The sequence below is a fragment of the Ancylobacter sp. genome, assembly GCF_965249975.1.
GTDB lineage: Bacteria > Pseudomonadota > Alphaproteobacteria > Rhizobiales > Xanthobacteraceae > Ancylobacter.
Genome location: NZ_CBDFNE010000003.1, coordinates 172996 through 185575 on the forward strand (window position 1 = coordinate 172996; position 12580 = coordinate 185575).

Genomic DNA, 12580 nt, shown 5'->3' on the forward strand with positions numbered 1-12580 from the left:
CTGCAATGGCGTCGTGGGACTGCCGAGGAAACGCCGATCAGGGTTAACGGTTCCTTATCAGCCGTTCACTCGTTCGACGCTCGACACGACAGGGCGGGCGCGCAGATCGCTGAGAATGCCGTTGAGATGACGCAGGTCGTAGACGCCGATGTCGATCACCATCCGGGTGAAATCGGCCGAGCGCGAGGACATGCGCAGATTCTCGATATTGCCGTCGCGCTCGCCGATCACCTGGGCGATCTGCGCCAGCGAGCCCGGCTCATTGGTGGCGACGACGACAATCTGCACCGGAAAGCGCTGCGGGTCGTCTTCCTCCACATCCCAGCGCACATCGAGCCAACGCTCCGGCTCCTCCTCGAAATCCTGCAACGCGGGCGACTGGATGGGGTAGATGGTGATCCCCTCGCCCGGCGAGAGGATGCCGACGATGCGGTCGCCCGGAACGGCGCCACCATTGGGCGCGAAACGCACCGGCAATTCGCGGTTGATGCCACGAATGGGAATGGCGGTCTGCGGGTCGGGATCGCTCTCGATGCCGGGGATCTTGAATTTGAGGCTCTGCCCCTTCTCCAGCTCGAACCAGCCCTCGCCCTTCAGCGCCGCGCGTTCTTCGGGACGCGGGCCGGTCCATTCCGGGTGCACCGCCTTGACCACGTCGTCGGAACGCATCTCGCCGCGCCCGACGGCGGCATAGACATCCTCCAGTGAGGCGCGGGCGAGACGGCCGACCGAGGCGGCGAGCTTCTCCTCGGAGAACACCTTGCCGGCCCGCACAATGGCGCGCTCGACGATCTTCTTGCCGAGCCCGGCATATTGCGCCCGCACGGCGGCGCGGGTGGCGCGGCGGATCGCGGCGCGCGCCTTGCCGGTGACGACGATGGATTCCCAGGCCGCCGGCGGCGTCTGCCCGGCGGCGGTGATGATCTCCACCTCGTCGCCATTCTGCAGTTCGGAGACCAGCGGCGAAATCTTGCCGTTGATCTTCGCCCCCACCGCCCGGTCGCCGACGCCGGTATGCACGGCATAGGCGAAGTCGATCGGGGTGGCGCGGCGCGGCAGGGTGATCAGCCGCCCCTTGGGGGTGAAGCAGAACACCTGGTCGTGGAACAGTTCGAGCTTGGTGTGCTCCAGGAACTCTTCGGGGCTCGAGCCCTCCGCCAGCAGCTCGATGGTGCGGCGCAGCCAGGCATAGGCGTTGGATTCGCGCGTCAGCGGGTCCGAGCCGCCCGTATCCTTGTAGAGCGCGTGCGCGGCGATGCCGTATTCGGCGATCTCGTGCATTTGCCGGGTGCGGATCTGCAGCTCGACGCGCTGGCGGCCGGGCCCGACGACGGTGGTGTGAATGGAGCGGTAATCGTTCTGCTTCGGGGTCGAGACATAGTCCTTGAACCGCCCCGGCACGAGCGGCCACTTGGTGTGAACCACGCCGAGCGCGGCGTAGCACTCCTCCACCGTCTCGACGATGATGCGAAAGCCGTAAATGTCGGACAGCTGCTCGAAGGCCACCGACTTGCGCTCCATCTTCCGCCAGATGGAGTGCGGGCGCTTCTGCCGGCCGGTGACGAGCGCGCCGATGCCCTTCTGGGCGATGGCGTCGGAAAGCTCCCGCTCAATGGAGGCCACCAGTTCGCCATTGCTCTCCTTCAGCGCCTGCAGTCGGCCGAGGATCGAATCATAGGCCTCCGGCGAGAGCTGGCGGAAGGAGAGGTCCTCCAGCTCCTCGCGCATGTCGTGCATGCCCATCCGCCCTGCGAGCGGCGCATAGATGTCCAGCGTCTCCTGCGCGACGCGGGAGCGTTTTTCCTCCGGCACCCATTTGAGCGTGCGCATATTGTGCAGGCGGTCGGCGAGCTTGACCAGCAGCACCCGCACATCGTCGGCGATGGCGAGCAGCAGCTTGCGCAGATTCTCCGCCTGCTTCGCCTGCTTGGACACAAGGTCCAGCTTCTTGATCTTGGTCAGGCCCTCGACCAAGGCGCCGATCTGCTGGCCGAAGATCTTGTCGATCTCGTCGCGGGTGGCGTCGGTATCCTCGATCGTGTCGTGCAGCAGCGCCGCCACGATGGTGGCGTCGTCGAGCTTGAGGTCGGTCAGGATGGCGGCGACTTCGAGCGGGTGCGAAAAATAGGGATCGCCGGAGGCGCGCTTCTGCGTGCCGTGGGCGCGCATCGCATAGACGTAAGCGCGGTCAAGCAGCGCTTCGTCGGTATTGGGATTGTACCGGCGTACGCGCTCGACGAGCTCGTACTGCCGCATCATGACAGGGACTCGCGAGAAGGATCGGCCGGGGCGGCCGCTCTGCTAGATATCATCCGCAAGGCCGGCCAGCGCAAGCCGCATGTCGCGGAAATGGCAGGCAAAACGGAAACGGCCCGGCGGAGGGCCGGGCCGTCACCATGGAAAAAGGGCGATCGCCCGAACGCCGTATCAGCCTTCGTCGTCGTCGCTCGGCTCCGGCGGCACCAGACCCTGCAGGCCGGCGAGCAGCTCTTCCTCGGTCATGCGATCGAGCATGACATCGGAATCGTCGCCGCTCGACGAATGGGACGCGATCATCGGAACGGTCTCGGGCTCCGGCTCGTCCACCTCGGTGAACTTCTGGAGCGAGTGGATCAGTTCCTCGCGCAGATCCTCCGGCGAGACGGTTTCGTCGGCGATCTCGCGCAGGGCAACGACCGGGTTCTTGTCATTGTCACGGTCAACCGTGATCGGCGCGCCGGACGCGATGGCGCGCGCCCGATGGCCGGCAAGAAGGACCAGCTCGAAGCGATTGTCGACCTTGTCGATGCAGTCCTCGACGGTGACGCGAGCCATGCTTCGGCACTCCTGACGGGAAAAGGAAGCGGCGTCCTTAAACCAATCCGGCCGAAGGGGCAAGCGCTCGCGGCCCGCACGCACCGCCCTGCCCTCACCTTCCCTCGATCAAAATTGGCGGACAAGCGCCGCCGTCGTCTCGCCGCCGCCATAAATCGGTTATGTCTATGGAGTGGACGGTTCCCGGCATCGGCGCGTGCCGGCGGGGGTCATCGCACATTTATCAGTCCGGGTATTTTCTCATTATGGTCAACGGCATGGAAAAGATCGCCCTCTTCATTGACGGGGCAAATCTGTACTCCGCCACCAAGTCTCTCGGTTTCGATATCGACTATAAGCGGCTTTTGAAGGAGTTTCAGGGGCGCGGCTATGTTCTGCGCGCCTTCTATTACACCACGCTCGTCGAAGACACGGAATATTCCTCGATCCGTCCGCTGCTCGACTGGCTCGACTATAATGGCTACTCGGTCGTCACCAAGCCGGCGCGGGAGTTCACTGACAGCCAGGGTCGGCGCCGGGTGCGCGGCAATATGGATATCGAGCTGGCGGTCGCCGCCATGGAGCTCGCGGATCATGTCGACCATATCGTCCTGTTCTCCGGCGACGGCGATTTCCGCTCGCTGGTGGAGGCGGTTCAGCGCAAGGGGGTGCGGGTGACGGTGGTGTCCAGCATCCATACCCAGCCGCCGATGATCGCCGACGAGTTGCGCCGTCAGGCCGACGTGTTCCTCGATCTCGTGGACCTGCAGGCCAAGGTTGGCCGCGACCCGGCGGACCGCTCCGGCCGCATGCAGGAGACGCCGCGCTTTCTGGAACGCCGCGCGCCCGCGCCCGCCCCGGATGACGACGCAGCGGATTCCTGACGCCGATGGGCGCCGTTCTCGACGCTTCGCCGGCAATGGCGGTGCCGGAGCCGCCGCGCGACTGCCCGCTCTGCCCGCGCCTCGTCGCCTTTCGCGACCATTGGCGCGCGCAGGAGCCCGGTTGGCACAACGCGCCGGTGCCCTCCTTCGGGCCGGAGGATGGGCGCCTGCTCATTGTCGGACTGGCGCCGGGGCTGCGTGGGGCAAATCGCACGGGCCGCCCGTTCACCGGCGATTATGCCGGCGAGTTGCTGTATTCGACGCTGATCAAGTTCGGCTTCGCCATCGGCACTTTCGAGGCCCGGCCGGACGATTCGCTGAGATTGGTGGATGCGCGCCTCACCAATGCCGTGCGTTGCGTGCCGCCGGAGAACAAGCCGACCACCGACGAGATCCGCACCTGCCGCCCGTTCTTCTCCGCCACCATCGGGCCGCTGCCGAGCCTCAGCGCCATCGTCGCGCTGGGCAAGATCGCCCATGACCAGGTGCTGGCGGCGCATGGCGAGCGCTTGTCGCACCACAAATTCGCCCATGGCGCCGTCCACCGGCTGGGCGATCTTGTGCTCTTCGACAGCTATCACTGCTCTCGCTACAACACGAACACCGGCGTGCTGACGACGGAGATGTTCCACGCCGTCTTCGCCAAGGTGCGGGCGCATATCGACACGCTGGGCTGACCGGTCAGGGAGCGACCGGCGCCCACAGCACATCCTCGACCCGCCGCGCGCCGGACGCCAGCATTGCCAGTCGGTCGAAGCCGAGCGCGATGCCCGAGGCTTCCGGCATCTGCGCCAGAGCGGCGAGGAAATCCTCGTCGATCGGGTAGCGCTCGCCGTAAAGCCGCTCCTTCTCATCCATCCACTGGACGAAACGGCGCCGCTGTTCGCCGGCATCCGTAAGCTCGCCGAAGGCGTTGGCGAGTTCGACCGCAGAGACATAAAGCTCGAAGCGCTCCGCGACGCGCGGGTCGCTCGGCTTCGGCTGCGCCAGCGCGGCTTCCGAAATCGGGTACTCGCACAGGATGGTCGGCCGGCCGACGCCGAGATGCGGTTCGATCTTCTCAACCATGACGCGGGTGAAGACATCCGCCCATGTGTCATCCGCCGCGACGCGGATGCCCGAATCCCGCACCGCGTGCCACAGCGCGTCGCGGTCATTCGCCTCCACGTCCACCGTCGCCATGAGGTCGATACCGGCGAAACGGTCGAACGCCTCCGCCACGGTCAGCCGTTCCGGCTCGTGGGTAACGTCGCAGGCTTTGCCGCCGTACTGGAAAGCGTCGGTCCCGGCGGTCTCCGCCGCCAGTGCCAGCAGCGCGGCGCAATCGGCCATAAGCGCCTCATAGGTCTCCCGGGCGCGGTACCATTCCAGCATCGTGAACTCGGGATGGTGCAGCGCCGTGCGCTCGCCATTGCGGAAGACGCGGGCGAAGGTGAACAGCCGCGCCTCGCCCGCCGCCAGCAGCTTCTTGGCGGTGAATTCCGGCGAGGTGTGGAGATAGCGCGGCGCGCGCTCCCCATCTGGGCGCTCCAACTCGGTAGCGAAGGCCTTGAGATGCGTCTCGTTTCCCGGCGACACCTGCAGGATCGGCGTTTCCACCTCGATGAAGTCTCGCGCCGCGAAGAAGCCGCGCAGCGCCCCCTTCAGCCGCTGGCGAACGAGAAGGAGGGGGCGTCGGTCGGCATGGCGCGCGGGAGACCACCAGGGGGAAGCGGCAACGGACATGACGACTCTCCGGCGCGCGGATGCGCCTGCGGCGGGGTTGGCGGAAGACGGGCGCGCTTGTATAGGAGGCGCCAACGGAATCCCAGCGGTGCCCCGCGCGAGGCGGCGCACCCAACAGCCAGAGGACCGCAATGGTCAAGGTCATCGCCAGCACGCTGCGCAAGGGCAACGTGGTCGACATCGACGGCAAGCTCTATGTCGTGCTTACCGCCGAAAACATCCATCCCGGCAAGGGCACCCCGGTGACCCAGCTCGACATGCGCCGCATCTCCGACGGCACCAAGGTCTCCGAGCGCTATCGCACCACCGAGCAGGTGGAACGTGCGCTCGTCGAGGACCGGCCCTACACCTTCCTTTATTCGGACGGTGAAGGCTTCCACTTCATGAACCCGGAGAATTACGACCAGATCGCGGTGTCGCCGGATGTGATCGGCGAGCAGGCCGCCTATCTAAGCGACGGCATGCAGGTGCATCTCTCGGTGCACGAAGGCGTCGCCATCGCCATTGAACTGCCCCAGCGCATGGTGCTCGAAGTCGTGGAAACCGAGCCGGCGATGAAGGGCCAGACGGCGTCCTCCTCCTACAAGCCCGCCATTCTTTCCAACGGCGTGCGCTCGGCGGTGCCCCCGCACATCGCGGTCGGCACCCGCATTGTCGTCATGACCGCCGACGGCTCCTATGTCGAGCGCGCCAAGGACTGAGCGGCCCGACAGAGCGAATCAAAAAGCCCGGCCAAGTGCCGGGCTTTTCTTTTGTTTATGAGCGGGAGTGGGTGTCAGCCCCGGTCGCGCAGAAGGCGCTGCTTGTCGCGGGCCCAGTCCTTCGCCTTTAGCGCCTCGCGCTTGTCGTGCGCCTTGCGTCCGCGGGCGATGGCGATCTCCACCTTGGCGCGGCCCTGCTCGTTGAAATAGATGCGCAGCGGCACCACGGTCATGCCCTCGCGCTCCACCGCCTGCCAGATCTTGGCGATCTGACGCTTGTGCAGCAGCAATTTGCGCGGCCGGCGCGGTTCGTGGTTGAAGCGGTTCGCCTGCAGATATTCCGGGATGAAGGTGTTGTAGATGATCGCCTCGCCAGTCTTGGCGGAGACATAGCTCTCCGCCACCGTGGCGCGACCGCCGCGCAGGCTCTTCACCTCCGTGCCGGACAGCGCGATGCCCGCCTCGAACACCTCGCCGATCTCATAGTCGAAACGCGCCCGCCGATTGTCGGCGACGACCTTGCGTTGTTCTGTCTTCTTTTCAGCCATCGCTTTGCTCCGAACCGGAGCGCGCGCCCCGATCTGACGTCAGTTGAGGATTCCGGCGTGGCGCATGGCCGCGAGTACGGTTTCCTTGGTCTTCTCGGTGACCGGCACCATGGGCAGGCGTGCCTCGTCGACGATCTTGCCGAGAACGCTCAACGCATATTTGGTGGGGCTCGGGTTGGTTTCAACGAACAGCGCTTGGAACAGCGGGAACAGCCGGTCCTGCAGCTCCAGCGCCTTGGTGTAGTCGCCGGCGATGCAGGCCTCGATCAGCTGGGCGCAGAGCTTGGGGGCGACGTTAGACGCCACCGAGATGCAGCCATCGCCGCCATGCGCCATGAAGGCAAGCGCCGTGGCGTCTTCGCCCGAGAGCTGGTTGAAGCCGGGGCCGATCGCCTGGCGCTGCTGGCTGACACGGGCGAGATTGGCGGTCGCGTCCTTCACCCCGACAATGTTCTTCAGCTCGGCCAGCCGCGCCATCGTCTCCACCGACATGTCGACCACCGACCGGCCGGGAATGTTGTAGATGTAGATCGGCAGTCCGATGGCGTCGTTGATGGCCTTGTAGTGCTGATACAGGCCTTCCTGACCGGGCTTGTTGTAATAGGGCGTCACCACCAGCACCGCGTCCGCCCCCGCCTTTTCGGCGTGGCGGGCGAGATCAATGGCCTCGATCGTATTGTTGGAGCCGGCACCGGCAATCACCGGCACCCTGCCCGCCGCCTGGGCGACGGTCCATTCGACCACGGACTTGTGTTCGTCATGGGAGACGGTCGGGCTCTCGCCGGTCGTGCCGACAGGCACGAGGCCGTGGATGCCTTCCTCGATCTGCCAGTCGACGAGGTCGCGGAACGCTTTCTCGTCCACGGCGCCGTCGCGGAACGGCGTGACAAGCGCCGTAAAGGATCCACGGAAGGGCAGCGGGTGGGACATGGAGCGCTCCTGAAGCTCGATCTTTCTTGTCGCGCAACATGCCCTTGGCACGATGCGGCGAGGGGGCATCAGATATCGCGTCGGCGCGGCCGAAGGAAGGGCATTCTTGGCGCTTCCCGTGGCAAAGCCGGTGTCGCTGGGGCATGCTGCCCCCGTTTTGCCGGGTTGCGCGGCTAGATTGCCGCATGGGCTGCGGAGCGGGCGACATGGCGCGCCGGTTGTGGTTAGCGTTTCGTCAATAAGATCGCGCGACAACTGAAGCTGCCCAGCCGACCGGAAACGGCCCGCGCGGGGTCTGTTTCGTCTGTCAGGAGAGTCCGCCGTCATGAACGAGTGCGCGAACGATCATCCGCTTTCGCCGCGTTCCGCGAACGGGGCGCGCCGCCGGCCGCGCGGCGCCCTGACTCTTGCCACTGCGCTGCTGCTCGGCTCGGCCGCCTTCCTGCCGACACTCGCCGAGGCGACGACGCCGACCCCGGCGCCGAAGCCCTCCAGCGCCAAGGACCAGAAGACGGCGGCGACGAAGCCCGGGCCGAAGCCGGCCGCCAAGCCGAAGATCAACGTCTCGCCGAAGGTGACGACCGCCTCCGCCGCTGGCGGCATGGCAATGGCGGCGGGGGCTGCGAGTTCATCCCTTGCCGGTGCCACCGGCGACCTCAAGACCGCAACCGATCTCATCGACAAGGGCCAGAGCGCACAGGCGCTCGCGATCGCCGACCAGATGCGCGATCCCGGCGCACAGGCGCTGGTGCGCTGGCTGGCGCTGCGCGTCACCGCGCGCGATGTCGGCTATGACCGCGCCGTCGCCATTCTGCGCGCCCATCCGACGCTCCCGACGCCGATCGTGCTGCGCCGCCGGCTCGAATATCTGCTCTATGTCGAGAACAAGGATCCGCAGACGATCCTCAATTTCTTCGCCGAGCAGGCACCCTATTCCGGCGAAGGCAAGGTCGCGCTCGCCCGCGCTCTGTTCGCCGCCGGCGACCAGAAGGCCGGCGCGGCCTGGCTGCGCAACGCCTGGCAGGAAGACCCGCTCGCCTCCGACACCGAATCGACGGTCATGGTGGAGTTCGGCGGACTGCTGACCCGCACCGATCACAAATACCGCGCCGACAAGCTGCTCTATAACGAGGACGCCGAGCGCGGCCTGCGTGCCGCGCAGCGGGCCGGCGACGATGTGACGGCGCTGGCGCGCGCGCGCATCGCGCTCTCCACCGGCAAGGGCGATGTAGCGAAGCTGCTCGCCGCGGTGCCCGCCTCGCTGCGCTCCGACCCGGCCTATCTCTACACTCTCGCCAAGATGCAGCGGCGCAATGGCGACCATGCCGCCGCCGCCCGCACCCTTTCCAGCGCGCCGAAGGACGCCGGCCTGCTGGTCGACCCGGACGAATGGTGGGTAGAGCGCCGGCTGGTGGCGCGCGGCCTGCTCGACAAGGGCGATGCCCGCACCGCCTATAAGGTGGCGCGCGAGGCCGCCGTGCCCGAAGACGAGCATATGCGGGCCGACGCGCATTTCACCGCCGGCTGGCTGGCGCTGCGCTACCTCAACGACCCCAAGGCGGCGCTGGCGCATTTTGCCAAGGTGCCGGAGAACCAGACCCACCCGGCGACGGTGTCGCGCGGCTATTACTGGCAGGGCCGCGCCTATGAGGCGCTGGGCTCCACCGCCAATGCCCGCTCACAATATGCCACAGCCGCGCAATACGGCACCGCCTATTACGGCCAGCTGGCGGCCGCACGTCTGGGCAACAGCAAGGTGAAGGTGGAATCGGCGCCCGCCGCCAATGCCGCACAGCGCAACGCCTTCAACCGCGACGAAGGCGTGATGATCTTCCGCCTGCTGGAGAAGCTCGACAAATCGAACCTCTCCATCGCCCTCGGCTATGACCTCGCCGAACGTCTGCCGGATGCGGCGCAGCTCGGCCTGCTGGCGGAACTCGCCAAGCAGCAGGGCGACGCCCGCGCCGTGACGATGATCGGCAAGGTGGCGCTCAATCGCGGCATTCCGTTGGAGGCGGAAGCCTATCCCACCTTCGGCATTCCCGATTACCGGCCGATCACCGAGGATGTCGACCGCTCGCTGGTCTACGCCATCGCCCGGCAGGAGAGCATGTTCAACCCCTCCGCGCGGTCGAGCGCCGGCGCCACGGGCCTGATGCAGGTGATGCCGGCCACCGGCGCCACCATCGCCCGGCGCACCGGCACCACGCTCGACCCCAAGCGGCTCGCCGTGCCGGCGGTGAACGTGCAGTTCGGCGCGGCCGAACTGCGCAGCCTGCTCGACAATTACCAGAACAACTATGTGCTGACCTTCGCCGCCTATAATGCCGGGCGCGGCAATGTGGCGAAGTGGATCGCCGCCTATGGCGACCCGCGCGACCCCTCGGTCGACCCCATCGACTGGGTGGAGCGCATCCCGTTCTCCGAGACCCGCAACTATGTGCAGCGGGTGATGGAGAACGCGCAGGTCTACAAGTCGCGCTTCGGCTCGCGTGCCCCGTTGCAGATCGAGGCGGATCTGCGCGGCTCGCGGCTCTGATCGGGAGGCGGTGCCGGCCTTAAGCCGGCCCGCGCCCGCGCAGCAGGCGGCGCAGCCAGCAACCGCCGACACAGCCGACCAGATAGGTCGCGACCATCAGCACCGTCACGTCGATGGCGAAGGGCGTCATGCCGCGTCCTTTCCGGCTTTGGCCGCGTCCGCGCGCCGGCGCGCGGGGGTGCAGCCGCTCCACCAGCCGGTGACAAGACCGAGGGCGAGGGACACGGCCAGATAGGGCCAGAGTTCAAACGCCAGAAACAGCATGGCTCACCTCACGATCAGCTGCACGCCGGCCGCAACGGTTGGGACCGCCGCATCCGGGCTCTGCGCGGCGAGCGAGGGCCGCTCGCCGGTGATCAGCCGGTCCGGGGCGATACCAGCGGCGGCGAGATACTGCACCAGAGACTGCGCCCGCGCGCTCGCCGTCGCCGCATCCGTATCGGGCTGGCGGATGGAAATCTCGATCAGCGCCTCCGGGCAGCGCGCCGCCGCCGCCGCCAGCCTGTCGAGCAGGCCGAAGCTCGCCGGCTCGATGGCGGCGTCGCTGGCGGAGAAGGTGATGCTGCCCTTATCCATGAGATGGCTGATCAGGCTCTGGCACGCGGCCGCATCCAGCGGCGGCGACGGCGGCGCAACACTGAGCGCGACATCCAGCGTGAAGCCGGAGGGCAGCCCCGCCGCCAGATTGGCACGGACCGAGGCGACCGCCTCGGGGTAGAGCACCGTGCCCGTCACCTTCAACTGGGCGTCGTCAAAGCGCACCTCGCCGCTGTCGAGCCGCGAGAGCTGGCGCATGGCCGTCATCACCGCCGCCGTGAAGCCCTGCGGCGCGCCCTGGGCGATCGCCGACACGTCGTTAAGCCGGTCGCCGAGGAACTGGCTCTTGGCCGCCTCGACGAGGCGCTCATGCTCGGTGGGTGACGGGAAGAAGCCCGACAGGGTCAGCCCGTCCGCGTCCTTGCGCAGGCTGAACACATAGGGCGAGACGACCGGCGGACGGACATCGCTGCGCAGGGTGAAGCCGCGCGGGGGCGACTGTTCCAGCGCCGCCCGCACGGTGAGGAACGCCGCGGCGTCGAGCGCCTCGCCGGAAATGGCGAGCGTCGTGCCATTGCCGCGCACCGAGCCCTGCCGCAATCGCGACAATTGGTCGATGCCGAAGCTGGTCGCCGCCACCCAGGCCTCGCCGGGCGGGCCGCCCATGGCGATGCGCATCTCGTCGCTTACGGGCACGCCGGGGAAATCGCCGCGCACCGCGTCGAACACCAGCCGTTTGGCTTCCTCGGACGGCGCGAAGCCGGTCAGGCGCAGGCCGTTGGCGGTGCGCTGCACGCCCCACACGAAGGGATCGACGCGCGGCGGCTCGACGGCAAAGCGGGTCAGCGTATAGCCCTCGGGCAGGTTGCGCCGCGCCGCCGACATGGCGTCATAAGCGGCGAAGTCGGGCGCTGTGCCCTCGATGGCGATGGTGGTGCCGGAGAGCGTCACCGTGCCATTGGGCAGGCGCCCCAGTTGGGCGAGGGCGAAGGCGGCGGCCTTGAGCCAGCCTTCGGTCGGCGGCGCGCCGTCGGCGAGGCGTAGCCGGTCGGAAATCGCCGCGCCCGGCATGGCCCCGCGCACGAGATCAAGCAACGCGCGCCGCGCATCGCCGAGCGGAATGTAGCCGGAGAGGGTCACGTCACCGTCGCGCTCGCGCGCCGCCGACCAGATGAAGGGCGACACGATGGGCGGCAGCACAGCGAAGCGCGCCAGCTCGAAATCCTTCGGCAGCTCGCTACGCACGGTGACTTCCAGCGCGTCATAGCTGGCGAAGTCCGGTGCGCGGCCCTCGATCGAAAACGCATTGTCGGAAAGGGTGATGCGGCCCGCCGGCATCTTGGCGAGTTGCTCGATGCCGAAGGCGACGACGCCGATAAAGTCGCCGGCCGGCACGCCGCGCGCCCGCACCAGCTCCTTCTCGCCCGTCACCACCACCCCCGGCGCCATGGCGGCGGCCGCCTCGGCAATGCGCCGGCGGGCGTAGGAGGATGGTACATAGCCTTCGAGATGCAGCTTGCTGCCGTCGCGTATGGCGCTGAAGGTGAAGGGGCGGCGCTCCGGCAGCAGCGTCGTGCGATCCTCCACCACGCGCACGCCCGACAAGCGGGCGAGCTCATAGCGGACCTTGATCCGTGCTTCCTCGGAGAGAGCCTCGCCTTCAAGCAGCGCGTTGCGGCCCTCGAACCGCGCATGGGCCCAGGATTCGCCGATGACCGACAGCAGCGTCTCCGCCCGCTCCGTCAGGTCCTCCTCCACCGGCGCCCGCGCGAACGTAACGGCGAGCGCCACCAGCACGGCAAGGGCGGGAAGCCCTTTCCACCAGGCACGCCAACGACACATCATAGTCTCCCCCGTCCGGCAGCCGGAATCGGCCGGCCACCAGGCCGGGGGACTTGACCATAGTTCCACGACATCAGGAAG

General features: G+C 67.4%; 11 protein-coding genes. 4 read left to right on the forward strand and 7 right to left on the reverse strand.

Annotated elements, in window-relative coordinates; all coding sequences use genetic code 11:
• Window positions 1-57: 57 nt before the first annotated feature.
• Both ACP2AH_RS00940 and rpoZ read right to left on the reverse strand, forming a co-directional pair.
• The gene (locus ACP2AH_RS00940) at window positions 58-2259 is read right to left on the reverse strand and encodes a RelA/SpoT family protein (protein ID WP_425104113.1); all 2202 of its coding nucleotides are present in this window, start codon (window positions 2257-2259) and stop codon (window positions 58-60) included.
• A gap of 168 nt (window positions 2260-2427) precedes the next feature.
• Complete coding sequence (rpoZ, locus tag ACP2AH_RS00945; protein ID WP_425104114.1) at window positions 2428-2814, reverse strand: DNA-directed RNA polymerase subunit omega; 387 nt, start codon at window positions 2812-2814, stop codon at window positions 2428-2430.
• Window positions 2815-3059: 245 nt separating this feature from the next.
• Between rpoZ and ACP2AH_RS00950 the strand changes: the two genes are divergently transcribed.
• Window positions 3060-3677, forward strand: a complete 618-nt coding sequence (locus ACP2AH_RS00950) for an NYN domain-containing protein (protein WP_421697698.1) — start codon at window positions 3060-3062, stop codon at window positions 3675-3677.
• Between the two features lie 5 nt (window positions 3678-3682).
• On the forward strand, window positions 3683-4354 hold the full coding sequence (locus ACP2AH_RS00955) for a uracil-DNA glycosylase (RefSeq protein WP_425104115.1): 672 nt from the start codon (window positions 3683-3685) through the stop codon (window positions 4352-4354).
• Between the two features lie 4 nt (window positions 4355-4358).
• Here ACP2AH_RS00955 and epmA read toward each other — a convergent pair whose 3' ends face one another.
• Window positions 4359-5402: an EF-P lysine aminoacylase EpmA gene (gene epmA, locus ACP2AH_RS00960; RefSeq protein WP_425104116.1), complete on the reverse strand. Its 1044-nt coding sequence runs from the start codon at window positions 5400-5402 to the stop codon at window positions 4359-4361.
• 131 nt (window positions 5403-5533) lie between these two features.
• On the opposite strand from epmA, the gene efp reads away from it, so the two are divergent.
• Window positions 5534-6103, forward strand: a complete 570-nt coding sequence (efp, locus tag ACP2AH_RS00965) for an elongation factor P (RefSeq protein WP_425104117.1) — start codon at window positions 5534-5536, stop codon at window positions 6101-6103.
• Window positions 6104-6177: 74 nt separating this feature from the next.
• On the opposite strand, the gene smpB is transcribed toward efp, so the two are convergent.
• Together smpB and dapA are read right to left on the reverse strand one after the other, a co-directional pair.
• The gene (gene smpB / locus ACP2AH_RS00970) at window positions 6178-6651 is read right to left on the reverse strand and encodes an SsrA-binding protein SmpB (protein ID WP_244376725.1); all 474 of its coding nucleotides are present in this window, start codon (window positions 6649-6651) and stop codon (window positions 6178-6180) included.
• Window positions 6652-6690: 39 nt separating this feature from the next.
• On the reverse strand, window positions 6691-7581 hold the full coding sequence (gene dapA / locus ACP2AH_RS00975) for a 4-hydroxy-tetrahydrodipicolinate synthase (protein WP_421697694.1): 891 nt from the start codon (window positions 7579-7581) through the stop codon (window positions 6691-6693).
• A 325-nt stretch (window positions 7582-7906) separates the two neighbouring features.
• On the opposite strand from dapA, the gene ACP2AH_RS00980 reads away from it, so the two are divergent.
• Entirely contained in the window at window positions 7907-10120 is a 2214-nt protein-coding gene (locus ACP2AH_RS00980) for a transglycosylase SLT domain-containing protein (protein ID WP_425104118.1), read from the forward strand.
• A 126-nt stretch (window positions 10121-10246) separates the two neighbouring features.
• Here ACP2AH_RS00980 and ACP2AH_RS00985 read toward each other — a convergent pair whose 3' ends face one another.
• Window positions 10247-10384, reverse strand: coding sequence for a hypothetical protein (locus tag ACP2AH_RS00985; protein WP_425104119.1), 138 nt, complete (start codon window positions 10382-10384; stop codon window positions 10247-10249).
• Between the two features lie 3 nt (window positions 10385-10387).
• Window positions 10388-12499, reverse strand: coding sequence for a flagellar motor protein MotB (locus ACP2AH_RS00990; RefSeq protein WP_425104120.1), 2112 nt, complete (start codon window positions 12497-12499; stop codon window positions 10388-10390).
• Between the last annotated feature and the right edge of the window lie 81 nt (window positions 12500-12580).

Excerpts from the sequence above, each read along its gene's own strand:
- ACP2AH_RS00950 (WP_421697698.1), top strand. The coding sequence starts at position 3,060 with ATGGTCAACGGCATGGAAAAGATCGCCCTCTTCATTGACGGGGCAAAT.
- ACP2AH_RS00985 (WP_425104119.1), bottom strand. The coding sequence starts at position 10,384 with ATGCTGTTTCTGGCGTTTGAACTCTGGCCCTATCTGGCCGTGTCCCTC.
- ACP2AH_RS00955 (WP_425104115.1), top strand. The coding sequence starts at position 3,683 with ATGGGCGCCGTTCTCGACGCTTCGCCGGCAATGGCGGTGCCGGAGCCG.
- rpoZ (WP_425104114.1), bottom strand. The coding sequence starts at position 2,814 with ATGGCTCGCGTCACCGTCGAGGACTGCATCGACAAGGTCGACAATCGC.
- epmA (WP_425104116.1), bottom strand. The coding sequence starts at position 5,402 with ATGTCCGTTGCCGCTTCCCCCTGGTGGTCTCCCGCGCGCCATGCCGAC.
- dapA (WP_421697694.1), bottom strand. The coding sequence starts at position 7,581 with ATGTCCCACCCGCTGCCCTTCCGTGGATCCTTTACGGCGCTTGTCACG.
- efp (WP_425104117.1), top strand. The coding sequence starts at position 5,534 with ATGGTCAAGGTCATCGCCAGCACGCTGCGCAAGGGCAACGTGGTCGAC.
- smpB (WP_244376725.1), bottom strand. The coding sequence starts at position 6,651 with ATGGCTGAAAAGAAGACAGAACAACGCAAGGTCGTCGCCGACAATCGG.
- ACP2AH_RS00990 (WP_425104120.1), bottom strand. The coding sequence starts at position 12,499 with ATGTGTCGTTGGCGTGCCTGGTGGAAAGGGCTTCCCGCCCTTGCCGTG.
- ACP2AH_RS00980 (WP_425104118.1), top strand. The coding sequence starts at position 7,907 with ATGAACGAGTGCGCGAACGATCATCCGCTTTCGCCGCGTTCCGCGAAC.
- ACP2AH_RS00940 (WP_425104113.1), bottom strand. The coding sequence starts at position 2,259 with ATGATGCGGCAGTACGAGCTCGTCGAGCGCGTACGCCGGTACAATCCC.